20 protein-coding genes and 1 riboswitch are annotated in these 26,510 nt (G+C 27.6%); of the genes, 11 read left to right on the forward strand and 9 right to left on the reverse strand.

What is annotated here, in order from left to right:
* Window positions 1-78: 78 nt before the first annotated feature.
* Both HH195_RS02490 and HH195_RS02495 read left to right on the forward strand, forming a co-directional pair.
* On the forward strand, window positions 79-1,836 hold the full coding sequence (locus HH195_RS02490) for a helicase-related protein (RefSeq protein WP_196371457.1): 1,758 nt from the start codon (window positions 79-81) through the stop codon (window positions 1,834-1,836).
* A gap of 257 nt (window positions 1,837-2,093) precedes the next feature.
* Window positions 2,094-2,651, forward strand: coding sequence for a TetR/AcrR family transcriptional regulator (locus HH195_RS02495; RefSeq protein ID WP_058992883.1), 558 nt, complete (start codon window positions 2,094-2,096; stop codon window positions 2,649-2,651).
* 155 nt (window positions 2,652-2,806) lie between these two features.
* Here the strand turns inward: HH195_RS02495 and yjeM (HH195_RS02500) are convergent, their stop codons facing one another.
* The 5 genes from yjeM (HH195_RS02500) to HH195_RS02520 form a co-directional block, all read right to left on the reverse strand.
* The gene (yjeM, locus tag HH195_RS02500) at window positions 2,807-4,360 is read right to left on the reverse strand and encodes a glutamate/gamma-aminobutyrate family transporter YjeM (RefSeq protein WP_196371458.1); all 1,554 of its coding nucleotides are present in this window, start codon (window positions 4,358-4,360) and stop codon (window positions 2,807-2,809) included.
* A gap of 376 nt (window positions 4,361-4,736) precedes the next feature.
* Complete coding sequence (yjeM, locus tag HH195_RS02505) at window positions 4,737-6,248, reverse strand: glutamate/gamma-aminobutyrate family transporter YjeM (RefSeq protein WP_196371459.1); 1,512 nt, start codon at window positions 6,246-6,248, stop codon at window positions 4,737-4,739.
* 348 nt (window positions 6,249-6,596) lie between these two features.
* A complete protein-coding gene (locus tag HH195_RS02510; RefSeq protein WP_196371460.1) occupies window positions 6,597-7,778 on the reverse strand; it encodes an SAM-dependent methyltransferase in 1,182 nt (393 codons plus the stop codon).
* A 773-nt stretch (window positions 7,779-8,551) separates the two neighbouring features.
* Complete coding sequence (locus HH195_RS02515) at window positions 8,552-9,049, reverse strand: DedA family protein (RefSeq protein WP_055258374.1); 498 nt, start codon at window positions 9,047-9,049, stop codon at window positions 8,552-8,554.
* A gap of 238 nt (window positions 9,050-9,287) precedes the next feature.
* Complete coding sequence (locus HH195_RS02520) at window positions 9,288-10,643, reverse strand: APC family permease (protein ID WP_055258376.1); 1,356 nt, start codon at window positions 10,641-10,643, stop codon at window positions 9,288-9,290.
* A 305-nt stretch (window positions 10,644-10,948) separates the two neighbouring features.
* On the opposite strand from HH195_RS02520, the gene pulA reads away from it, so the two are divergent.
* A complete protein-coding gene (gene pulA, locus HH195_RS02525) occupies window positions 10,949-12,973 on the forward strand; it encodes a type I pullulanase (protein ID WP_196371461.1) in 2,025 nt (674 codons plus the stop codon).
* Between the two features lie 72 nt (window positions 12,974-13,045).
* Here pulA and HH195_RS02530 read toward each other — a convergent pair whose 3' ends face one another.
* Window positions 13,046-14,137, reverse strand: coding sequence for a ribose-phosphate pyrophosphokinase (locus HH195_RS02530; RefSeq protein WP_196371462.1), 1,092 nt, complete (start codon window positions 14,135-14,137; stop codon window positions 13,046-13,048).
* A gap of 188 nt (window positions 14,138-14,325) precedes the next feature.
* Here HH195_RS02530 and HH195_RS02535 point away from each other — a divergent pair, with 188 nt between their 5' ends.
* From HH195_RS02535 to HH195_RS02550, 4 genes are all read left to right on the forward strand, one after another.
* Window positions 14,326-14,601 (forward strand): iron-sulfur cluster biosynthesis family protein, encoded by a 276-nt coding sequence (locus HH195_RS02535; RefSeq protein ID WP_195924109.1) that lies wholly within the window; start codon window positions 14,326-14,328, stop codon window positions 14,599-14,601.
* A 114-nt stretch (window positions 14,602-14,715) separates the two neighbouring features.
* A riboswitch (M-box (ykoK) riboswitch) is annotated at window positions 14,716-14,881 on the forward strand.
* 164 nt (window positions 14,882-15,045) lie between these two features.
* Window positions 15,046-16,773, forward strand: a complete 1,728-nt coding sequence (locus HH195_RS02540; protein WP_196371463.1) for an ABC transporter permease — start codon at window positions 15,046-15,048, stop codon at window positions 16,771-16,773.
* Window positions 16,774-16,788: 15 nt separating this feature from the next.
* The gene (locus HH195_RS02545) at window positions 16,789-18,096 is read left to right on the forward strand and encodes an ABC transporter ATP-binding protein (RefSeq protein ID WP_196371464.1); all 1,308 of its coding nucleotides are present in this window, start codon (window positions 16,789-16,791) and stop codon (window positions 18,094-18,096) included.
* A 177-nt stretch (window positions 18,097-18,273) separates the two neighbouring features.
* Entirely contained in the window at window positions 18,274-19,146 is an 873-nt protein-coding gene (locus tag HH195_RS02550) for an SMODS domain-containing nucleotidyltransferase (protein ID WP_055258389.1), read from the forward strand.
* A 30-nt stretch (window positions 19,147-19,176) separates the two neighbouring features.
* Here the strand turns inward: HH195_RS02550 and HH195_RS02555 are convergent, their stop codons facing one another.
* Together HH195_RS02555 and HH195_RS02560 are read right to left on the reverse strand one after the other, a co-directional pair.
* The gene (locus HH195_RS02555) at window positions 19,177-21,108 is read right to left on the reverse strand and encodes a phosphatidylglycerol lysyltransferase domain-containing protein (RefSeq protein WP_196371465.1); all 1,932 of its coding nucleotides are present in this window, start codon (window positions 21,106-21,108) and stop codon (window positions 19,177-19,179) included.
* Between the two features lie 28 nt (window positions 21,109-21,136).
* On the reverse strand, window positions 21,137-21,676 hold the full coding sequence (locus tag HH195_RS02560) for a class IV adenylate cyclase (protein ID WP_196371466.1): 540 nt from the start codon (window positions 21,674-21,676) through the stop codon (window positions 21,137-21,139).
* Window positions 21,677-21,844: 168 nt separating this feature from the next.
* On the opposite strand from HH195_RS02560, the gene HH195_RS02565 reads away from it, so the two are divergent.
* The 4 genes from HH195_RS02565 to HH195_RS02580 all read left to right on the forward strand — a co-directional run bounded on the left by HH195_RS02565 (window position 21,845) and on the right by HH195_RS02580 (window position 25,571).
* Entirely contained in the window at window positions 21,845-22,522 is a 678-nt protein-coding gene (locus HH195_RS02565) for a response regulator transcription factor (protein ID WP_305847101.1), read from the forward strand.
* Complete coding sequence (locus HH195_RS02570) at window positions 22,512-23,936, forward strand: sensor histidine kinase (RefSeq protein WP_196371468.1); 1,425 nt, start codon at window positions 22,512-22,514, stop codon at window positions 23,934-23,936. The genes HH195_RS02565 and HH195_RS02570 overlap by 11 nt, the downstream gene beginning before the upstream one ends.
* A gap of 77 nt (window positions 23,937-24,013) precedes the next feature.
* Window positions 24,014-24,400: a hypothetical protein gene (locus tag HH195_RS02575; protein WP_055258402.1), complete on the forward strand. Its 387-nt coding sequence runs from the start codon at window positions 24,014-24,016 to the stop codon at window positions 24,398-24,400.
* 208 nt (window positions 24,401-24,608) lie between these two features.
* Window positions 24,609-25,571 carry a hypothetical protein gene (locus HH195_RS02580; protein WP_055258404.1) on the forward strand — a complete coding sequence of 321 codons (963 nt, stop codon included), beginning with the start codon at window positions 24,609-24,611 and terminating at the stop codon, window positions 25,569-25,571.
* 41 nt (window positions 25,572-25,612) lie between these two features.
* Here HH195_RS02580 and fba read toward each other — a convergent pair whose 3' ends face one another.
* A complete protein-coding gene (fba, locus tag HH195_RS02585; protein ID WP_055258407.1) occupies window positions 25,613-26,479 on the reverse strand; it encodes a class II fructose-1,6-bisphosphate aldolase in 867 nt (288 codons plus the stop codon).
* Window positions 26,480-26,510 lie beyond the last annotated feature (31 nt).

Raw genomic sequence — 26,510 nt, forward strand, 5'->3', positions numbered from 1 at the left:
TTGTGAAATTATTAAAAAATATGGTGTATACTAATATTAATATTATAAGATTTTGGAAGTAGGGAGAAAGGAAGAAGTATGAAGGGAAATGCAGAACAAAGAGAATTTAAAAAATTAAAAAATCAAATAAAGCAGATAGAAGAAATTGTACATAATTCGAAAGGTAATGCTTTGTTTGAGCATGAAGCAACCATAAGAAAAAAGCTTATTCAATTAAAATCAATGAAGAAGGAAACTTTTAAGGATTTTAATGATATTTATGAAAGGTACGAATCTCTTTTAGAAGAAACAGGGAAAAAAATATTAGAAGCTTATAATAAAAGAAATGGAACAGATTTTGATTTTTATGAGGTTTTAAGAGGAAATTATAATGTATTTTTAAATTCTGGAATAATTACTGTTTTAACTAAAAATCATATACCTAAAATGATTGCAAAGGAATTTGATGAAAATTTTCCTGATAATCCAAAAGATGAGTATCCATTAGCTAGAAGAATTAAAAGAAAATTTTATATTCATTTAGGAGATACAAATACGGGAAAAACTTATAATGCTATTAAGAAATTAAAAAGTGCTAAAAAAGGATTGTACCTATCCCCTCTTAGAATTTTAGCTTTAGAAATATTTGAGAGATTAAATAACGATAACGTTATTTGTGATTTATCAACAGGAGAAGAGGAGGTTATAAAGCTTGGTGCGACTCATATGTCTTGTACTATAGAAAAAGCGAATTTGAAGCAAGATTATGATATTGTAGTTATAGATGAAATTCAAATGATAAATGACTCACAAAGAGGTAATGCTTGGACTAGAGCTCTATTAGGATTAAAATGTAGAGAAATTCATATATGTGGAGCTTTGAACTCAAAAGATATATTAAAAACTATAATTGAGGATTGTGGTGATGAATATGAAATAAAAGAATATAAAAGAAATACGCCACTAGAGGTTCAATATAAAAGTTTTAATTATAAAGATGTAAATGATGGAGATGCTTTAATTGTATTTTCTAAAAAGAGGGTTTTAGAAATAGCAAAGCAATATGCTGATAATGGAATTAAAACTAGCATAATTTATGGAGCTCTTCCTCCAGAAGTTAGAAAGATGCAGTATAATCAATTTATAAATAAAGAAGCCAATGTCTTAGTTTCAACAGATGCAATAGGTATGGGGGTAAATCTTCCAATAAAAAGAATTGTATTTATGTCAATTAAGAAATTTGATGGAGATGATGTTCGTGAATTAACATCTCAAGAAGTTAAGCAGGTTGCGGGAAGAGCAGGGAGAAAAGGAATTTATGATATAGGTTATGTAGCATCAGTAGGAGATACACAAGATTTTATAAAAGAAAAAATAGAAGCTACTGATGATTTTATTGAAAAGGCTGTGGTTGGTCCTTCTGATGCAATATTAAATATAAAAACATTGCCTCTTAATGAAAAATTAGCTCTTTGGAGTAGTAGAGAAGAAAAAGTTAGTTATTATAGGAAAATGGATATAAGTGAATATTTAATAATTTTAGATAAAATAAAAAGATATAGGTTACGTGAAGATATACAATGGAATCTTTTAAAAGTACCTTTTGATGTTTCAAATGAAGATCTTATGGATAAATTTTTGGAATATGTAGATGAACTTTTTGTCGCTAAATTAAAAAGTTTGACAAAGCCAGAATGTTTTAGTGGCAACTTAGAGGAGTTAGAGAATTATTATCAAAAAATAAGTATGTACTATTCTTTTTCTAAAATATTTAATTTAAAATTTGATGTAGAATGGGTTTATAAGGAGAGAAGAAGAGTTAGCGATGAAATAAATGAAATATTAGTTGGAATTTAGAATATTTTAGTGTGTTTAAAATTGTTGATTTTAGGCTAAAAATCTAAAATTAGCAATTTTAAATATAAATAAAATATAAATTTCTATAAATAAAATATTTCTATTGATTTTGTAGGATTTTAGTAAGATAATTAAAGGAGTAGGTTATTTTTGGTTAATATTTTTACAGTTATAAATTATATTTAGTATAAAGTTAATATACTAAATGGTGTATAAAGCTATTTTATACTGAACATAGTTCACAAGGAGGAAGAGATATGCCTAAAATTATAAATAATTTGAGAGAAAAATTGATGGTTAAAGGCAGGGAAATATTAATATTTAAAGGATATAATTCTTTAAATATTAGAGATTTAGTTAAAGAATGTGATATTGCAATAGGTACATTTTATAATTATTATAAAAATAAAGATGAAATTGTTAACGCAATTATAAAGGCTGATTGGGAAAAAATAATTGCATCAACTGCTGCTAAAATGAAGAATCAAGACTTAAATTTTAAAGAAAAAATGTATATTATGTATGATGGAGTTAATGAATTTTTAAAGAATTATTTAGATACATTTATGGTGATGATTTCAAACGGAGCTAGAGAGCATAGATATAGAAATGATAAAATACTTGTTCCTTATGAAAATATTTTAAAAGAAATTTTAGTATTTCATAAAAATAAGGGTGATATAAGTTATACAATTGAAGATGAAAAATTGTCAAAGCTTATTTTAAATAACATAATTTTTATATGTAAGGATAATAGCATAAGTTTTGATGAATTTTATTTATCTTTAAATTTCAGCATAAAAATGAATGATTAAAAAAATGTTGTTTATTAGTTGTACATATAAATAGTTTTGTAAAAATAAAAAGAGATTACTAATTGTAATCTCTTTTTCCTGATTAAAGTGTAACTTAATATTTAAGGAAAATTTTATATATCTAAATTAATAAAGAAAAGTATTCTTTATTAATATTAGGCGGTTAAATTATTATTATCTGAATTTTCATTAACTAATCTTTTCTTTTTAATTTCATATCTTTTATATAAAATCCAACCTACAGCTGCAAAAATTATAGGGCCTGCTGCAAGCCATAAAGTATTTGAAAGTGCATTTGTTTCACCTTCTAAAATAGGTTGTATGATAGAGAATATATTAGCAAATAATAGTGTAGCTGCTGTAATTATTCCCCAAACAACACCAGATTTTACGCTAAAGAACTCATAAGATTTTTTAATATTTTTATTTTTCTTAAATTTTATGTAAGCAATAACAATAAAGAAATATGGTACAGTCATGGCAACTGTCATTATAAGTACAACTTTATTGTAAAGAGCAGTTGATGTACTACCCCCGCTAAATCCTATAGCTATTAAAAAAGCACTTACTATAATAGTTTGAAGCCAAACAGCATTCATGGGAATACCATTTTTATTTTCTCTGGTTAGTTTTTCTGGTAAAAGTCCTTTAGGAACTCCTTTAAATAATTGTTTGATAGGAGCATAAACTTTAAGTGGTAAAACTGCAAGTGCAATAGCTGTTGACCATGAAAGTATTCTATTAAGCCATAGTCCAAGATTTATGGAAGCAGCTTGATTAAGCCCAAAAACATGACCAAGTTTAATACCCATAGCTTGTACTTCGTAAACTGAGAAATTACCAAGGCTAACGTCTTGTCCATTTAAAACTTGTTTCCAATTTATATACATACCAATTAATAATACTATACCTACCATAAGACCAGTTATTATAATTGTTGAAAAAATAATTCCTTTTGGAACGTTTTTTGTAGGATTTTTAACTTGGTCAGCAAGCCCTGCTATTATCTCCATACCACCATACATAAATACTACAAAAACAAAAAATCCTGTAGCAGCAAGAGGGGTAGAATAGTTTGGATTAGGTCCAATGAATACTCCTTTAAAAGATGAAATCATAGGTTGAGAAAAGTGAAACCCTGACGATGCAAATATTATTAAAGAGCCGCCAATTATAAGTATATGTATAACTATCATACTAACTAATGCTACTGTTGATAAGAATGTTAGATTTTTTACTCCAAAGCCAGAAGCAAGAGCTATAACTACTATTAAGATAACTCCTAAAATTGCTAGAGTTTGTGAATTGTTAAGTCCTAAAAATGTCCAAGTAGATGTCATATCTTTACCGAAAATAGCAGTTGATACTACAACCCAAGTTATTGTTGCTGTTGTAACGAACCATAAAACTTGAGAGCCATACCATATCATAGTGACTATAAGAGAATATTTTTCTCCCATAGATTCTTTCATCCAGATAAAAATACCGCCTTGTTTATCTTTAAAGGCAGAACCCATTTCAGACACCATAAAAGAATATGGAATGAAGAAAAGTATTGCGCCCACTATCATATATATTATTGCTGCGTACCCCATTTGATAAAAAGCTTGCTGTGGGTTAGCGATACCATAAAGATTAGGGAAAATCATTGCTATGAATCCTAAAAGGGAAATTTTATATACATTATTTTTTAAATTTGGTTTTTCCAATTTAATCATCCTTTCATAGAAATATAGAGTAACACAGTTTAAAATATCTTAAAAACTAAAATGAATTTTTAAAAAGATAATATGCATATAATAATTTTTATATAAGAATTATAAACTTGTATTATATTTAATAATTTATCATAAAAAATATAAAAAATCAATGTAATTATTAATTTTTAACATAAAAAATTAATAATTATTTAATAAAATGTTAATAAAAATAGAAAAAAATTATGATAATATAAAGTAGGGAGATGGAACTGTTGCAAATAAAAATGAAATATGAACACAATTAATATTCATAAATAAAAAAGAAATCTAAAATTTTAAATTTTAGATTTCTTTACTTGATATTTTTATTTAAATATCTTTTATTTTATTTTGAATTAGACATTTTACGTTTATATCTAGAATATAAAATCCAGCCTATAAATCCAAATATTACAGGACCTGATGCAAGCCAAATTGAGCTTGAGATATTTCCGCTAAGAGCAGGTTGTATTATAGCAAATAAATTTGCAAAACCTAATACAGCAGCAGCTATAAATCCCCAGAAAAGACCAGATTTAACGCTATAAAATTCATAAGATTTTTTAATATTTTTATTCTTTTTAAATTTAATATAAGTTACAACTATAAAGAAGTATGGTACAGTCATAGCAACTGTCATTATAAGTACAACAGTATTGTAAAGGCTTGATGAACTTCCTGAAGTTGTGAATCCTAATAAGAATACAATAAAGCATACAATAGCAGTTTGAAGCCAAACAGCGTTCATTGCAACACCATGCTTATTTTCTTTAGCTAATTTTTCAGGGAAAACTCCTTTTGGTACGCCTCTAAATAATTGTTGAATAGGAGAGAATACTCTAAGTGGTAAAATTGCTAAACCGACAGCAGCTGACCAAGAAAGTATTCTATTAAGCCAAAGTCCTAAAGCAGCAGAAGCTGCAGCATTCATCCCTAAAGCATTACCTATTTTAACACCTAAATTATCAGTTAAATAAACTGAATAGTTAGCAAGGTTTACTCCAGAACCACCTAGAACTTTATCCCAATTAGCGTACATTCCAAGGAATATAACTATTCCAATCATAAGGCCAGTTATTATTATAGTGGATATGATAATACCTTTTGGAACATTTTTATGAGGATTTTTAACTTTATCAGCAAGTCCAGCTATAACTTCCATTCCGCCGTAATCAAATACTATGAAAACAAAGAAAGCTACAACTTCAAGGGGAGTTGAATAATTAGGATTTGGACCTACAAAAACTCCTTTTACACTATGTATCATAGGTTGTGCAAAGTGACCTCCAGCCATTATAAATACTAAAATAGCTCCGCCAATTACAACAATATGTATAACTATCATACTAATAAGAGCCACTGTTGATAAAAATGTTAAATTTTTAAGACCGCGACCGCATATAATTGCTAGTCCAATTATTAGTAAGATACCTAATATAGCAAGGGTTTTACTACTGTTTAACCCAAATAAATGCCAAGTTGATGTGGTGTCAGTACCAAATATTGCAGTTGAAATTGTTACCCAAGTAGTAGTAGCGACAGAAACGAACCATAAAAGTTGGGCAGCATACCATATCATAGAAACTATCATAGAATACTTTTCACCAACAGAATGTTTCATCCATGTAAAAATACCACCTTCGTTATCTTTAAAAGCCGAACCCATTTCAGATACCATAAACGAATATGGAATAAAGAAGAAAATAGCACCTATTATCATATAAATTATTGAAGCATATCCCATTTGATAGTAAGCTTGTTGAGGATTACCTATACCGTATAGTGTAGGAAATATCATTGCAATTAAACCTAAAAGGGATATCTTATAAACCGCACCTTTTGTGCCTGAATCTTTCATTTAAAGAATCATCCTTTCGTTATTAAGTTAAATATTATTTTTAATCAGGAAAATAAATAAAATGTGAATAAAACTGAATAAATATAATAAATTTTATTCATGAAAAGTTATAACGCTAACATAATATATTAATATATTATCATTAAAATGAATATTTTTCAATAAATTTATCATAATATAAATAAAAAAGCAATAAAATATTTAAAAAATATTAATAGAAAATTCAATTAATTAATTAGTTTTGCAATTTATCAATGGAAAGATAGCAAAATTGTGAACTTGTAAATATCAATAAAAAAAGCATCAATAATTACTTGAATTACTGATGCCTTTTTATTATTGTTTTAATTATTCTTCATATAAATATTCTCTTGTAAGAGGAATATCATTATTAACGCCTTTAGTAAATAATATTTGATGAAGATCTGTTATACCATTTTTAAATACGGCAGCACAAGAAGATAAGTATAAATCCCACATTCTTCTAAATTCTTCATCAAACATAGGTTCTATTTTATCCATGTTTGCATGGTAATTTTTATGCCATTCTAAAAGAGTCATCATATAATGACGTCTTAAACTTTCAACATCAATTGTATAGAATTTCATATCTGATGCAATATTTATAATTTCTCTTAAGCTTGGAATAACTCCACCTGGGAATATGTATTTTCTTATAAATGCATCTCCTTGAGATTCTTTTAAGCCACTTATGTAATGTAGAAGGAATAATCCTTTTTTCTTTAAAACTGCTGATACGTTTTGCATAAATAATTCATAGTTTTCTCTACCAACGTGTTCAAGCATACCAACGCTTACAACTCTATCAAATTCTAAACCAGATTTTTCAAGATCTCTGTAATCCATAAGTTTAACATCTAAATAATCTTCTAAATGTTCTTCAGCTATTCTCTCTTTAAACTTTTTGTATTGTTCTTCACTTAAAGTTATTCCTAAACCTTTAACTTTATAAAGTTTAGCAGCTTCTATAAGAAGGAAGCCCCAACCACAACCTATATCTAAAAGGCTTTGACCTTCTTTTAAATTAAGTTTTTTTAATATGTGATGAATTTTATTCATTTGGGCATCATAAAGAGTATCAGTAGGTTTTTTAAAATATGCACAAGAATAACTCATAGTTTTATCAAGCCATAAGCTGTAAAAATCATTTCCGATATCGTAGTGAGAAGATACTTCTTCTTTTTGTTTTGATTTAGAGCTAGCTTTATGGAATATTTTTGGTAAGCCTTTAAAATCTGTTTTGAAGTTATTTCTATGGCTTAAAAATAAATCAAGAGCTTCATAAATATTTCCTTCGATTTCTATATCTTTTCTCATATAAGCTTCACAGAAAGCTAAAGATGTACTTGCTAATAATTCTTTTTTTCTAAGTGGTGCATTTAATATAAGTTTAAATTTTGAAGGTTCTGTTCCAAGTACTATTTCTTCACCATCTGCAAATCTTATAGTAAATGGTATGTCATTAAAATTCTTTAAAAAGGTTTTTAAAAACATTTTATCTAAATCCATATTAGTTCTCCTTTAATTAATATTATAAAATGAAAGTTATTTTTGATTATAACCATTTTATTTGAATATATATCACTAAAATATTATATCAAATTAAATTAATTTTTTCACCAATAATTTATTAATATTTATAAATATTATTCTTTATTACAAAATTAAAGGAAAAAAATTACTTTCAACATAATGAGATGTAATAAATATGAATATAATACCAAAAATACTTAATGTATATAAAGTAAAGTTAATAAATTTATGCTTTTTAGATTTAAATTTATATATATTTTGATTTTTTTCAAAATTTAAACTAATATTGATAATATATTATTTATAAGTAGAATATTTTGCTATAAAACTCTACAAATAGAAAATAAAATAATGTAGTTTTTAAAAAAATACAAAAAAGATGTAATTTTTTCTATTGCATTAACTATAATAGAGTTGATAGAAATTATAGTTTTGCTCATATTATATTCACTACATTAGCTAATTAACTTTTAAAATATAAGGGAAATAATTTTCATAAAAATGGATGATATTTTAGATAAGTTAAGCATAATGGATAAAAATTGTTATAGCTTTATAAGGTTAATAGATAATATAATAGATATTGCGAAAATTTATTTGCGTATATTAAACTTAGAACAGGGAAAAATTAAGGAAGTGCTATAGGGGAATTTTTAGTAAGTTAATTTGTAGAGTTTCATAATGGTAAAATTATCAAAGGAAACTACTTGATTTAACTAGTAGTTTCTTTTATTTAATATTGTGCACATTTATAAAAAAAGATGATTAAATGCATATCCAGCATAGATAAAGGCAAAATTCCAAATTGTTATGCCAAATACTGAAAATAAAATAAATTTCAAAATATTAGTTTTGGCTATTCCATTGACGAGAGAAATTAATGTACGAGCTACAGGAATAAGCCTAGATATAAAGCTTGCTTTAGCTCCATATTTATTTACATAAGAGAATGTTTTATCTATAGATTTTTGAAATCTAGGAAATTTAATATAAATTTTTTCAACAAAAGGTTTGCCAAGCAAATAACCTAAGAAGTATAAAACTAAGCTTCCTAAAAGCCCAGCTAAGACTGAGATGATAAGGGCTAAAATGAAATTTAAATTATTTGTAGCTATTAATATACCAGTAGCAGGCATGATTATCCCAGATGGAAAACCTGGTAAATTTAGATATTCTAAAAAAACTATTATAAACAGAAACCACATACCATATTCTGATAGATAGTTCATAACAAATTGTAAATTCATGATTATCACCTAAATGAAGCTTTTATTTTTAGCAAAGGCTTATTTTTATGAAGATATAATTTTAAAATCATATATACTTTTATTATGTCTAATTTATTAAAAAATATATAAAATATTATATTAAATATATTTTACATTTTATCCATAAAATAGTCAATTTTATGGATAAAATTATATAGCAAAATAAATAAAAAATAGATGATTAACCAATGTAACCATCTATTTTTGTTTGCTTATATTAATTTAATTGATTTTCTTCTCTAATTTTTATCATTTTTTCAGGATTTTTATGTTTCATATATAGATAAAAAGGTACTCCAGCAAGGATTAGCATAAATCCCCAAAGGACATCAGTTGCACCAGAACCATATATTGTCCAAGCAGCATAAACAAATCCTAAAAGAGGTATTATTGATGATTTTATAAATCTACCAATATTAAAGTTTTTATCACGCTTAGTTAAAAGCATTATTTCAGCGGCAGCAGTTGATGCATATACAGGCAAATATGATAATGTCGCAAGAACTACTACAAAATTAAATGCTGAATTAAATGATTTTGTATAATTCATTAAAAGAAGTATATTAACTAAAACTCCGCTTATTATAAGAGACATATATGGTGTTTTATATTTTGGATGTACTTTAGCAAATACTTCAGGGAATACTTTATCTTGTGCAGCAGCAAAAGATATTCTAGCAGTTGATAAAATCCAACCAACAGCTGTTCCAATTACACTAACTATAGCTATAATTGTAATAATTGTTGTAACATTACTACCTAAGTATTTAGAAAGTATATCAGAAATTGGTGATGAACTTTGTGCTAACGCACTTTGGCTCATTGCACCCATTGCAAAAAAGTTTACTAAAAGATATAAAATAAGAGCTATTATTATACCTAAGATAGTACTTCTTTTAACATTTTTTTCAGGGTTTTTGATTTCACCTGCATTAACAGAAGCTGATTCAAGACCTATAAATGCCCAAAGAGTTAAAGTTGCAGCTGATGATAATGTGCTAATGCCTTTATTTTTTGGAAATATTGGAGTAATATTTGCTGAATTAAAGTGCATAGAAGCAATTATTATAAAAAATATAAAAAGTAAAATTTCAACTACTGTTATAATACTTTGAGTTTGTCCTGCTTTTTTAACTCCTAATATATTAAGAAGAGTTGCGCCCCAAAGTATTGCTGAGCTAAATAAGAATGAGTAAAAGTGATTAACACCTAAAATTGGGAATATTACGGTTGAATAACTTGTAACTGTTATTATAACGGCGGCGTTTGCTATCCAACAACCATTCCAATAAAGCCACGCATTCATAAATCCCATGAAATCTCCAAAAGCAAGTTTTGAATATTCATAAGGTCCACCTGTTTTTGGAATTTTAGAACCTAATTTAGCAAAAGATAAAGCTAAAAAAATCGAACCTATACCAGTTATTATCCAAGCTAAAAGAGTGGAACCAGGACCAGATGTTCCAGCTAAAGTTGCCGGTAACATAAATATTCCAGAACCCATCATATTTCCAGCGACTAAAGCTGTTGCTATAAAAAGTCCGATATCCTTTTTTAAATTTTTATTTTCCATATGTATTTCCGTCCTTTATATAAAAATAAATATTTCAAAATTAATTACTATATCAGTTTAACACGCTAAAGTAATATTGTAAACAGATTTAAGATAATTTATTATTAATATAAAAATTTTAATTATATATTATAAGTTAGTATTATGTAATATATTAAATTTTATGAGTTATGTAAAAATATTTTTCTTTTAAAAATAATTAAAGAAGGAAAAAAGGAAATTTTTGTAGAAATATATTTAATTAAAGTTAAGGAATTTGTTGGTTTTAAAATAAAATAGATGGTAAAAGGGAGGAATTTTAGGCTATGCAAGTTACTTTAGGAAGTGAAAGCTTTAAAAATCTTTATCATTATGATGGGCAGTTAGGTAGTATATGTAGTAAAGATTCGACTAAATTTGTTTTATGGAGCCCAACAGCTAAAGGTGTAAAGCTTGCTCTGTTTGATACAGGAGATTACAATTTAGAAAAATATCCCAAGGAAGTTATAAGTATGATTAAAGGTGAGAAGGGAACTTGGTATTATGAGACAAATGTTAATCTAAATGGAACTTATTATACTTATTTGGTGAATAATATTGGCAATGAAAAAGAAGTTACAGATCCTTATGCTAAAGCTGTTGGAGTAAATGGAAGAAGAGCTATGGTAATAGATTTAAATGAAACTAATCCAAAAGGATGGGAAAAAGATATTAAGCCAGAGCTTATTGATGTGATAGATTCGATAATATATGAAATGCATATTAGAGATTTTACAATTGATGAATCATCTGGAATTTCATTAGATATTAAGGGTAAATATAATGGAGTTTGGCAAAGGGGCACTACTTTATTTGGAAATGGAGATATAAAAACAGGGGTAGATCACCTTGTTGAACTTGGGATAACACATCTTCATTTACTTCCAACATTTGATTATATGTCGATAGATGAAACAAAATTAGACAATCCACAGTATAATTGGGGATATGACCCGCAAAATTATAATGTTCCAGAAGGATCTTACTCAACTAATCCTTATGAAGCAAAAATAAGAATAGAAGAATTTAAGAAAATGATTATGCAACTCCATAAGGTTGGAATAAGGGTAGTTATGGACGTAGTATATAATCATACAGCAGCAACAGATAATTCAAATTTGAATTTAGCAGTTCCTAATTATTATTATAGACAAAATTCAGAAGGGTGTTTTTCAAATGGGTCAGGTTGTGGAAATGAACTAGCTTCAGAGCGTTCTATGGTTAGAAAAATGATTGTTGATTCTGTGATATTTTGGGCTAGTGAATATCATATAGATGGTTTTAGATTTGATCTTATGGGGCTTCATGATATAACAACTATGACAAAAATAAGGGAAGAGTTAAATAAAATAGATAAATCTATAATAATTTATGGCGAGGGATGGACAGGTGGAGATTCACCACTTTTGGATTCTGAAAAATCTACTAAGCTAAATACAATAAAATATGGAGATTTACAAATAGCAGCTTTTAGTGATGAAATGCGAGATGGTATAAGAGGACATGTTTTTGAAAATAGTGTTCCGGGGTTTGTGAATGGATATAAAGGTGTTGAAGAAATGATAAAATTTGGAATAGTGGCTTCGGTAAAACATGATCAAATTAAATATGGAATAAATCCATCACCTTATGAAGGATATTCAGTAACATTTTGGGCAAATAAACCGTATCAAACTATAAATTATGCATCAGCCCATGATAATTTAACTTTATGGGACAAGCTTCAAACTACTAATAAACATCAAGAAGAAGATGATTTAAAAGCCATGAATAAAATGTCAGCAGCTATAGTTTTAACCTCTCAAGGAATTCCATTTTTTCAAGGTGGAGAAGAAATTTTAAGAACAAAGCAATATAGTGATGGAAGCTTTGAGGAAAATAGTTATAATAAACCTGATAGTATAAATGCAATAGATTGGAAGAGAAAAGAAACTTATAGTGATGTATTTAATTATTATAAAGGATTAATAAAACTTAGGAAGTCACATAAAGCATTTAGAATGAATTCTGATACGAATATTCAAAAAGGAATTAATTTTTTAGAAAAGGGTATAAATTTTACAAGTGATAATGTAGTTGCTTACACAATAGATGGGAATGTTGTAAACGATGCTTGGAAGAGTATTGTGGTAATATTTAATGCAAATAATGAAAAAGTTCAAGTAACAATTCCTAAAAAAGATTGGGTGATTGTAGTTAATAGAGAAGGTGCTGGAATTAAGAATTTAGGTGAAATAAATGGAGATAAGGTTATAGTGCCTAAAAATACATCTTATGTTCTTGTTGATAAGAAAAGTTTTGAAAATAAATAAAATTATTTTAGTTATATAAAAAAATAAAAGGATATATCAATGTTATTTGATATATCCAAATTTATTTTAATATTATTTTACTAATAAATCACGTATCACAGCTGTAGCATCCATAAGTGGAGATATTGATTTTCCTTTATTTAATCTGTTAATTATTTTAGATAAGAAATCTGATAAATCAACTGACATAAACCATTCAGAATCAAGTAACTCTTGTGGAGCATAAGTTAAATTAGTTGAATATACTCTTGATATTATTCCATCATTATAGTATTTGTTGAATTTTTCAAGACCTTCTGTGAAGAATGCAAATGTAGTTGCTACATAAACATTTTTAGCGTTTCTCTTTTTAAGTTCTAGTGCGATATCTAAAACAGATTCACCAGAAGCTATCATATCATCAACTATTAAAACATCTTTTCCTTCTACATCTCTACCCATGTATTCGTGATTAACTATAGGATTTTTACCATTAACAACTAAAGAATGGTCTCTTCTTTTATAGAATAATCCAACATCAACACCAAGTACACTAGAGTAATAAATAGCTCTATCCATAGCTCCAGTATCAGGACTTATAACTAATAACTTATCTTTATCTCTTTCTAATGTTTTTTCATTTGTTATAAGAGATTTAACTATATCATAAGTTGGATATATATTTTCAAAAGATAATAATGGAATTGCATTTTGAACATTAGGGTCATGAACATCAAATGTTAATATTTCATCAACACCTAATCTTTCTAATTCTTGAAGAGCTAAAGCACAATCAAGAGATTCTCTACCCTTACGTCTATGTTGTCTAGATTCATAAAGAAGTGGCATAATAACAGTTATTCTACTAGCTTTTCCTCTTATAGCAGATACAGCTCTTTTTATATCTTGGAAATGTTCATCAGGTCCCATATTGTGTATAAAACCAAACATTTTATAAGTACAACTATAATTTCCTATATCGCATAATAAGTATATATCTTTACCTCTTACTGAATCTGAAAGTTTAGCTTTTCCTTCACCATTAGAAAATCTAACTTCATTGATTGGTATTAAAAAAGAATCAGTAGTATTTCTTCTAGCTTTTATTGAATTGTCTATTTTTTCTCCTAAATCTTTAGCACTTTGTAAAGCTATTATTCCTAACTCGTGAGTTAATTCATTCATAGTTTATGTATCTCCTCTATTTAATTCCTGTGTTTTTTGTCTGATTTTTTCAAATTCAAACAATAATATTATATACTAATAATACATATTAATAAAGTTACTTGTAGAAAAAATTAAATTTAATTTACAAAATGTATACAACAATGTATTATAATATGAAAATAAAGTTATTTAAAGGAGAAAATAGTATGTGTATAAAAATCCATGAAAATACAATAAAAAAGGCAACGGAAATTATTAAAAATAGCGAAAAACAAGGGCTTAGAGTAAAGGCAAACGGTTCTTCTTGTAGTGGAGTTAATTTTGAAATTTTTCCAGATAATATAAATGAAAATGATGATTATGTTATAACAGATAAGAGTGGAATAAAAATAATATTAGATAGAAATATTAAAAATATGTTTTCAGATGCAATCATAGAATATAAACAAACAATGGTAGGATGGGAATTTAAGATATACTAAAATGCAATTTTAAATTATATTTTAGTATTAACAAATTAAAAATAATATTTATAATTTGTTAATATGTATTGACACAGCAATATTTAAAATCTATAATCAATGTGTGATTTAAAAAAATAAATATTTAAGGGGAGGCTCCTATATTAGATAAATGCTACTGCTCAGAAACATCGAAAGATGCCAATGGGTCAACAGGTATTGCCGAGTTAAGGCTTTACTTAACGTAGCTGAGTTAAGCTCAAAGCTATATAGTGCTAAAACCATGGTACAAGGTTTTATTGCGTATATTTTGAGTTTTTAGAGTTTCTCTAAAGACTCTTTATTTTTTTATAGACATTATAATATATAATTATTTGATAAAAATAAGAACGGAGGAGTGGTTTTATGGACACGGAAGAGGGGTGTAGTTATCGATAAAGGAAATATAAAGGAGAAGATTTAATTATGAATATGGAAAAAACAATAGTAAATAGAAAGTTTGGAATAATTGATATAGTCATTTTCTTAGCTATTGCAGTATTATTATATTTAGCGTTAACACCAGCTATAAATGGATATGTAAAACCAACAGATGTTGGAAGTACGATATCAACTAATATAAGTAACATACCTTTCTATATGTTAAAATCTGTAGGTAGAATGACAGCGGCATATATACTTTCAATAATTTTCACACTAATCTATGGATACATAGCAGCTCATAATAAGAGAGCAGAAAGAATAATGATTCCAATACTTGATATACTTCAATCAATACCAGTATTATCATTTTTACCAGCGGTATTATTGGGTCTTATGGCTCTTTTCCCAATGGATAATATAGGTGTTGAACTTGCAAGTATAATTCTTATATTTACAAGTCAAGCTTGGAATATGACTTTTAGCTTTTATAATTCTATAAAACAAATACCAAATGATTTAATAGAAGCATCTGATGTGTTCAGATTGAATAAATGGCAAAAATTTAAAAAATTAGAAGTTCCATTTTCAATGATGGGGCTTGTATGGAACAGTATGATGTCTTGGGCAGGAGGATGGTTTTTTTTAATGACTTGTGAAATGTTCACTTTAAATGGAAAGACATATGTTCTTCAAGGGATTGGATCTTATTTGCAAGTTGCAGCAAACCAAGATAATATAAATGCCTTAATTTGGGGAATTATATCATTAATTATAGTTATAGTATTACTAGATCAACTTGTTTGGAAGCCATTAAATGTATGGGCAGATAAATTTAAAATGGAACTTACTCAAACAGATGTACCACACTCATATGTACTTACTATGCTTAGAAGATCAGTTGTAGTTGGTTTTTTAGTGGATAAAGTTTTTGCTCCAGTAATTACAGTTGTTGGTAGTAGAATAGACAAACTAGTTGATAGAAGAACTGTTAATAAGGCGAAAGTTGTAAACAAAAAAAATAACGGATCAGTAATTAAATGGGCAATAAGAATAATAGCAATTATAGTGTTTGTTTATCTAGCTTTTGATGCAAGTAAACTTATAATGCAACTTTCAGTAAATGAATTATTAGGAATTTTCCCAGCTGCGGGTGCAACTCTTCTAAGAGTAACAGTTGCACAGCTTATTGCAGTAGTATGGACAGTTCCAGTAGGGGTTGCGATAGGTTTAAATAAGAAATTAGCTAGAATACTACAACCAATAGTTCAAATTGCGGCATCAGTACCAGCAACAGCATTATTTCCAGTGCTTATTTTGTTCCTTATAAACTATATAGGTGGATTAAATATAGCAGCAGTAATACTTATGCTTTTAGGAACTCAATGGTATATTTTATTTAATGTTATAGCAGGTGCTATGGCAATACCGGAAGATTTAAAAGCCGCAGCAAAAACATTTGGAATAACAGGAATAAAAAAATGGAGGGTATTAATAATACCAGCAATATTCCCATATTTAGTTACAGGACTTATAACAGCAGCAGGTGGTTGCTGGAATGCAAGTATAATTGCTGAATATATAACATTTGGAGGAAAAACAGTAACTACAATTGGACTTGGAGCTTTAATTACAGAATCAACAGCAAATGGAAATTATGCTATGCTTTTAGCTTCAACATTAGCTATGATAATCATGGTTGTTGTTTTAAATAAATTAGTTTGGAATAGATTGTATAGACTTGCGGAAGAAAAATTTAGAATAGAGTTGTAAAAAGGGGTGGTAAGCATGAAAAACACAAAGGAATTTATAAAAGTTAATAATATAGTAAAATATTTTGGGGGAGCAGAAAAACCTACATTAGATCATATTAATTTAACAGTGCATGAGGGTGAATTTGTAGCAATACTTGGACCATCTGGTTCAGGTAAATCTACACTTCTTAGGACAATGACAGGTCTTATAAGTCCTGATGAAGGCGAAGTAATTTTAGACGGAAGAAAAGTTACTGATGTAAGTTCAGAAGCTGCGATAGTTTTTCAAACCTTTGCTTTGTATCCATGGATGACAGTGCGTGAAAATGTTGAAATTGGTTTGAAGGTGAAAGGATTTCCGAAAGATTATACAAGAAGAAAGGCGGAAGAACTTATAAGTTTAATAGGGCTTGATGGATTTGAAGAAGCATATCCAAAAGAACTATCAGGTGGTATGAGACAAAGGGTAGGTTTTGCAAGAGCTTTAGCTGTTGAACCAAAACTTTTATGCTTAGATGAGCCATTTTCAGCTTTAGATTTTTTAACTGCTGAAAATCTAAGAACAGAGCTTGTAGACCTTTGGCAAGAAAAAAGAATGCCTATTAAAGGAATTATAATGATAACACATGGTATAGAAGAAGCTGTGCTTATGGCAGATAAAATAATAATGCTTAGTAAAAAGCCAACTCATGTAGCAGGAGAAATAAAAATAGATTTACCACATCCAAGAAATAGAAAATCACCTGAATTTGAAAAATTAGTAGATAGCGTTTATAAACTCTTAATTGAAGGAAAACTTGAAAATACAGAAGATAAAGTTGATAAAAGTAAAGCCGTATCAAAATCGCAAGTTCCACAAAAACCAGTTCCTATTCCTTTTTCTCATGTTGGAGTAATGGAAGGGCTTTTAGAATTAATTGATGATAATGGCGGCAAGATGGATATATATCAATTAGGTGGAAACTTAATGATGGAGATAGATGATTTATTCCCTAATATAGAAGGGATTTCAATGTTAGGATTTGCTACAGTTAAGGAAGGGGATATTTTTATAACCTCTCTTGGAAAAGAACTTGTTGAGCTTGATAAAGACGAGAGTAAAGAGCTGTTTAAAAAACAAATTGAACAAATATCAACGTTTAAAGTTATAATGAATGTTTTAAACAATAAAAGCAATCATACAATGAAAGAAGAGTTTTTTAAGGAGTTATTTAAAAAATATTTCCAAGCAGATGAAATTGAAAAAATGATGGATATAATAATAGACTGGGGAAGATATGCAGAACTTTTCTATTATGATCATGACTCAGAAGAATTATATTTAGAACGTGAAGATGAATAAAAAAGGAGATGTCGGATTGATTAATCTGACATCTCTTTTTTAGTTATTTTATTGTAGAAATTTTAAAACAATTTTTAAATTAATATTCCTAAAAATTACAATTTATGATAATATATAATTAATAAAATGGTATTAATTGGTATTTAAACATATATTTTATTTTTTATGGAGGTATTTATGAGTATTAGCGAAATGTTTTATAAGTTTTGTAAAAATATAGACATGAGAGATGAAGGTATGATGGCTGATATATATATAGATGTAACTCTTTGTCTAAATAGGCATTTTTGGAATTCTATATCGCCAGTAAAACATAGGATTTATGCTGGTATAAAACAACCAATTTCTTACACTGGAAATTATATGGGAGATGTTTTGTATTTTAGATTGCCTTATTTTTATTATGAAAAATATAATAGATTTATAGGTAATGGACAATTAGGATTGATAGATGAAATAAAAGATGTGCTTCAAAAGGAATATCCAGATATTCCTTTAATTTACGATATAGATGGTATTACCATGGATATAAATCAAAGAAAAAATATAAAATTAAAAGTTATACCTACTTTTGTTAACGAGAATGGGAGTTATACTTATCCTGTTATAAGCGGTAGTGGACGATGGGAGGTAACTAAATTTATTTTAGAAATTGAGGAGTTTAATAAGTTAGATGAGTTATGTAATGGAAATCTAATGAATTTGTCTAAAATGATAAAAGTTTGGAGTAAAGTTATGAATTTGAATATGGATGAACTCCTTATAGACGTTTTATGTTATAATTTTATGCTTCATTATGAGCATAAAAATAAGGATTATATGTGTTATGATTGGATAAGTAGAGATTTCTTTAAATATTTATCTGAGCAAAATCCAGAACAAGAATACTGGATAGTTCCTGGAAGTTTAAATAAGGTGTATAAAAAGGATGATTTTATAGAAAGAGCTAAAATAACATATTTGATTGCTAGAAAAGCTTGTTTAGATGGGTATGATTTAGATAAGAATATTTGGCAAAATATCTATGGAAGAAAATTTGTTCAAAATTAGTATAAATAAAAACAATGAAAACTAAGATTATTAGTTTTCATTGTTTAAAGAATTTATTTTGGATTCTTTATCTATATGTTTAGAATCTTTTAAAGTTTGCGAATCTACTTTTGTGTCACTAGAGAGTTTGTTTTCTAATGTATGTTCTATATTTTGAGTTTTTGCTTGTCTTTTTAACTCGAGCTTTTCTGCATCTAAATCATCATCTAGTATAGTGTTTTCTATATATTTTGGCACCCTTGATGTCATAACAGATGAATCTATTAGTATATCTGGAAGGGATAAAAAACTAGAATATGCTAAATATTTAGCTTCCCATGTAGGAGCAAATTTTTGTTTGAATCGTCGAAGTCCTGAAAAACTATAAAATACTTGACCATAATTATAAATCAATCTAGCAAATTTCTCTAAAAGATGAGATCCTGGAGTTAAACCAACGTTAGAGAGTGGAGCTTCTCCTAGGTTGAACTTTTTAAATCCTTTTTCTTGACAATAAAGAATTATACTTAAAAGTAAAAATTCCATAGTAGAATTTGGAACTTTTTTTCTAAATCTCATTAAATCAATAGCCATTGATTTGTTATCATAACAATACATAAGTGAAACGAACGCGATTATTTCATTTTTATTGTTATCCCTTAAAATAGCAATAGGTCCTTTTTGAAGGTATGCTTCGTTAAACCATCCCATGGAAAAACTCTTTTCTTTTCTTCCTCCAAGCCATTCATCAGAAATACTTTTGATTTTTTCTATAAATTCTTCAGTATGAGGAGCTTCCATTACTGAAAAAGAATAACCATCTTTTTCAAATCTCCTTAATAAGTTTCTAAATGAACTTTTCTTAGAACCTATAAGATTAAAAGTTTCTAAATTCACTACTGCCTCTTCTCCGAGTTTAAAGAAGTAATATCCATTATCATGATAAATACTTAAATTTTCTTCTGCAACTTGCAAGAAAGACGCCTTATATCCATACGTATCTAAATATTTTTGAAATTCTTGTATACAGTCAGATAAATTTTCTCTAGGGACAACAGGGTCACTTAAAACTATTATTTTATCATTGAACTTAGTGTAAGGAATCATGGCAGTACCATTTAAAGCCCAAAAAATTTTTTTATCTCCTAAGTAGACAAGATGGGTTAGAGAGTTTCCATTAGTGCTTTTAGATAAAAAATCTTTAACTTTATTCATATCTACTTTTTCAGCATATAGAGGATCATCTTCAATTTTTTCTCTTGTAATATAAAGGAAAATTAAAAATAGTATAAAAATCCCGTATGTTAGAATATCAACAAATATGTCGTATTTTTTCAGTTGGAATATTCTCCAGTAATAATCATGAACATAACGATGATTTATTAAATTGTTATGTATAAAGGTTTTAGCATGTTCTATTAAAAATATTGTTACAGCAATTACTATTACGGAACTTACTGTATAATTTGAAAGTTTTATAGGAATGCTTTTTCTATGAAAGCTTTTTCTAGATAATCTTAATATTATAGAAACTATTAATAAAGCTATAGCCTCCTCGTAGCTCAAACCTTTTATAAAAGTAAATATTCCTCCTAATATTAAAAGGGCTATTGTTATATAATAAGCTCTTTTGACTTTGCAAAAAATTTCTTTAGATATCATAATAAGCATAAGCCCTATTAAAAAAGAAATTTTGTGGGATAACTGCAACAAAGGTCGTGGCAATATTTGAGATACTATTAAGAATCTCTCTAAAAGTGGAGGATATAAAGCAGACACAATTAAAAATAAACCACTAAGTAAGATTAAAATAAATAGTATAAAATTAGTTACATTACTAAATATGCCATACTCATATGCAGACTTAAAAAAATAAATTATTGAATTTTTTTTAGGTTTACCCCTAGAATTTTTAGAATCTTTTTCCACTTTAGGAGAGTTTCCAACGTTAGATTCTTTAGAATTTTTAAAGGGATTTTTCATTAATTGTCAACTCCTTAACTTTAGGGATTTATTTTATTCCTTTTTCTTTAAGTATATCATAAATGGTTTTAGATGTAGTATCTTTCATAGAGTATCCAAGAAGATTTAGTACTTCGTTAAGTTCTTCTTCTGATGATGTTTCAATTTCTACATATGGGAATGGACAAAAACTTGGGTCATTTATATCAATCTCTATTAAAGTGTTTTTGTACTTATAACTTTCCCTATATTTTTTTATAGATTTTGTAAGTTCTAAACCTAAAGATTTAAATATATTTTCTCCAATAACACCGTTTTCTATGACAGTTTCATTCTCTTCCATAACTTTAAAAGTATCTTGACTTAACATTTTTTTTGTTGTGATAAAATATACAGTTTTGTTATTTATTAAATCATGAACAGTTCTGATTCTAGCATAGCCTTTATCTTTTAAAAGTCTTCCATCTTTAAAGTCAAATATATTATTTATTTGATTTTCTTTTTTTACATTTTCAAAATTTAATTCTTTTAGTTTTTTTCTTAAACTATCTAAATCAATATCGATAATTTTTGTTTCTAATTCTTTCATTATTTTTCTCCTTAATATTTATTCATTACTATATTATAATAGATTAAGGGAATTTTATATATAAGATTAGGTATTTTAATATGAGTTTTAGTTATTATTTTTACAATATTAAAATGATAATATATTTATATAAGTGTCTAATTAATTGTAACAATGGGAGTGAGTTATGTGAAAAACTTTAATATTTTAATTGTTGATGATCAAAAAGATATATGTAGATTTTTGCAGTTGGAGTTAGAGCATGAAGGGTATCATGTATTTATAGCTAATAATGGATATGATGCAATAGAACTAGTAAAAAGTAATTCTATTGATTTAATATTGTTAGATGTTATGATGAATGGTATAGATGGAATAGAAACTTGTAAAAGAATAAGGGCTTTTAGTAGTATTCCTATTATAATGTTAACTGCAAAATCACAGCTTAGTGATAAGATAGCCGGTCTTGATGAAGGGGCAGATGATTATATTACAAAGCCTTTCGAAATTGAGGAACTTTTAGCTAGAATAAGGGTTTATGAAAGAAAAGCTAATGATAAATTTGAAACTTTATTTATAGGTGAATTAAAAATGAATGTTGATAAAAGAAGAGTTGAATGCTTAGGGAAAGAGATAAAGTTTACTAAAACTGAGTTTGATTTATTGAAATTTTTACTTAAAAATAAAGAAATTGTCATGGATAGACAAAATATATTAAATAAAGTTTGGGGCTATGATTATTTTGGGGATGAAAATATAGTTGATGTTTACATAAGACATTTGAGAGAAAAGCTTGAGCAATATGGATTAGATAAAAAAATACAAACAGTAAGGGGAGTTGGGTATGTTATAAAAAATGAAGATTAAAGTAAATAGAAGATTAAAATTGTTATTAAAATGGATAAATAATAAAAGAAAGAGTCATCGAGAATTATCGTCTTCTCTTGCTATAAATAATGGAATACTTATAGCTTTGATTTTAATATTTTTAAATTTAGGGGTTTACTGGTTTGTAACCATAGCGTTGAATATGGATAATATCGATGTTTTGAACAATGCAAAAATAACATTGCAAAATGAACTAGAAGAGGGAAGAGGATTAATAAATTCAGTTGAAAATATAGGTTTTGGAGATGATTTATATGGTCTTGTTTTTGATTCAAAGGGAAATTCTGTATATAAGACAAATGAAAATATAAGCATACCAAGTTATTTAGCTAAAGCAGCTGGAAGAATAAGAAAAACAGCAATGAATGGAAAACATGTTTTGTATATGGTTGTACCTGTACAACAAAGTGGGCAAAAATATTATGTATTTTTAATAAAAGATAAAACGTCAGATTCATATTATATAGAACTTCTAGCTGTTGTTATGATGCTGACTACATTTTTAGGAGTAATAATAGCTTTAATTGCTGGAAAAATAATTACTAAAAGAAGCTTAAGACCAATGACTATAATGAGAGAAACTGCTGAAAAAATAAATGGTAACAATTTAAAAGATAGAATAATTATCAAAAAGCCAGATGATGAAATAGGAAAATTAGCAGGAACGATAAATAATATGATGGACAGAATTGAGGAAACTTTTGAGATGCAAAACAGATTTGTAGGAGATGCATCTCATGAGCTTAAAACACCAATAGCTGTAATAAAAGGTTATGCTGATATGCTAGATAGATGGGGAAAAGACGATAGAGAGGTTTTAGAAGAGTCGATAACTGCTATAAAAAAGGAAAGCGATCATATGAAAGTTCTAATTGACAGATTATTATTTCTAGCCAAGAAGGATAGTGGACTTATGGAAACTAATGATGAAGAATTAGAATTAAATATATTAATTAATGAAGTTATACACAGTTATGATATTATAAATCCCAATAACATATTAAGAAAAATTGAAGGAAATTGTAGAAATATAATAATTAAAGCTGATAGGGATATGATAAAGCAACTTTTAAGAATATTTATAGATAATTCTGTAAAATATACTGATAATGAGCATGGAATTGTAAAAATATCTGCTAATGTAAAAAATGATTATGCTGAGATATTGATAGAAGATAATGGCATAGGAATCCCTAAAAAGGATATAGAAAAAGTATTTGAAAGATTTTATAGAGTGGATAAGGGGAGAAGTAGAGAGCTTGGAGGAAGTGGTTTAGGATTATCTATTGCAGCGATAATAATAAATCATTATAACGGTAAAGTTAATTTAGAAAGTGATGTGGGAATGGGTACTAAGGCTTATATAAAAATACCTTTGTATAATAAAATATAACATCAATATAAGACTTTAAACATAGTATTATTTAATATAGCACTTTTTGGCTTATCATTTAAGGATAAGGTGATATTATGTTTATCAGGTATGAGGATATTAAAGATGAGAAAGTAGTTGATGTTAGAACTACCCTCGAACATGAACTGACTCCTTTTACAAAGTATAGTATTCCAATAATAGAAATAGAGGAATATTTAAAAATAAAAAAATTTTATCCTATGGCTTTTTATATAATTTTGAAGGGAATATTAAAAAGAAGAAGATTCATAAAAACAAGACTTCTTATGATATCTAGAAATAGAAAGAAAGCTTTAGTACTTGTATGTTCTAGGGGGCGTCTTAGAAGTCCCATGTTATATTTTTATGCAAGGCTTTTAGGGATTAAATGTGAGATTTTATATAGGGGAATAAAGCCGTTATTAAAATCTAGTGAAAGAAAGAAGCTTAATGAATTATTGTAGAAGCTAAATATATTAATGAAAATCAAGTTGCTAACTATTACTGCGACTTGATTTTTTTATTTTGAAAAATATTAAAATTAACATTATATAGAAAAAATAAGCATTAATAAATAAAATTTGTTAATATGCGTTGTTTTTTTAAATGTTGAGTCGTATAATAAATAAAGTATATTATTAGTTTGGAATCATGTAAAAAGGGGTGATAAAAATGAAAAAAGTAATGATAGGTGTTATTGTAGTAATAGTTGCGGCTGTTGTTGGCTGTACGATTTACGAGGTTGCATCTGCAAAGAGTACAACAACATCATCTGTATCATCAGTTAATAATTCTAATTCTATTTCAAATAGCACATCAAGTGTGTCAGCAGCATCTAAAACCAATGCTCAAGAGTCTAATGATACGGCAAGTAGTACAACGAAAGCTAGCAACACAATTAGTAGTAGCAAAACAATAAACACAAAAGATTCATCAGCAAGTGTAAAAGCGAAAGTCATATCAAAGGATACAACAAGTAGTAGTGAAGGAAAAAGTGTAGCAGAAAATTCAAGCACTAAAGTTAGCCAAAGCGCTAAGAAAGATGAAACTGCAAGTAGTACAAATAGTTCAACACAAATGCAACCAAGTAATACATCTGACACAACTCAAAGTTCAGGAACAAAAGTAATAAATAGTAAGGATAAAAATACAATAGAGAATAATAGCAATAAAGTTGAGAGCGATAACAGTGCTAATTCTAGTAATAGTAATATTATAGATGGACAACCTGTGCTATTTAATAATAACTCTCAAGTTTCAGCATATTATGGAACATGGACAGTTGGAAGTAAAATAGGTTCTCCTATGGTTACTGATGGAACATTTGGTTCAAACCCTTCAGGTAAAACTTTAATATTAACTAAATCATTATATTCTTTTGATGGAACTGTTATAGAAAATCCTAATTATTACATAATATCAACTAATGCATTATCATATTTTGGAAGTGAAGGTTGGACAGGAAATGTAGGTGCATCAAATGGAATTATTAGATTTATAATTGCAGTGCCTAGTAATGTGAGAGTAACAACAAGTACAATTTATAAATATGAAACACAATCAAAAATAATAATAAATAGTGGTAGTATAGCGGTAATGAACGATGAGGGAAGTGTTTATTCAGCTAGTTTATAATAATAAAAAAAGATTGCAATTTTGCAATCTTTTTTTATTAATTAAGCTCTGTTTATTGATCCGAATAATTCCATTTTTTCTTTAACAGTTGCTTTTATAGCTTCAAATCCTGGAGCTAATAATTTTCTTGGGTCAAATCCTTTGCCTTGAAGGTCTTTTCCTTCTTCAACATACTTTCTAGTAGCAGCAGCAAAAGCTAATTGACATTCAGTATTAACATTTATTTTAGATACTCCTAAAGAGATAGCTTTTTTTATCATATCAGCAGGAATTCCAGTACCACCGTGTAAAACTAATGGCATAGTTCCAACAGAATTATCTATTTTTTCTAAAGTTTCAAAGCTTAATCCAGCCCAGTTTTCAGGGTATACACCATGAATGTTACCTATTCCAGCAGCTAACATAGTAACTCCTAAATCAGCTATTTGTTTACATTCAGCAGGATCAGCAACTTCACCAGCACCTATAACTCCATCTTCTTCTCCACCTATTGAACCAACTTCAGCTTCAACAGATATTCCTTTAGAAGAAGCAATTTCTATTATTTCTTTAGTTTTTTGGATGTTTTCTTCTATTGCATAGTGAGATCCATCAAACATTACTGAAGAGAAACCAGCTTCTATGCAAGCTTTAGCTCCTTCAAAGCTACCATGGTCTAAATGTAGAGCAACAGGAACTGTTATTTTTAATTCTTCTAACATTCCATTAACCATTCCAACTATTGTTTTATATCCGCACATATATTTTCCAGCACCTTCAGATACTCCTAAGATAACTGGTGAATTATTTTCTTGAGCAGTAAGTAATATAGCTTTTGTCCATTCTAAGTTGTTTATGTTGAATTGACCAACAGCGTATTTACCTTCTTTAGCTTTATTTAACATTTCTTTTGCACTAACTAATGCCATGATAATACCGCCTTTCATTATCGAAAAAATT

Source organism: Candidatus Sarcina troglodytae, assembly GCF_015708635.1.
Lineage (GTDB): Bacteria > Bacillota > Clostridia > Clostridiales > Clostridiaceae > Sarcina > Sarcina ventriculi.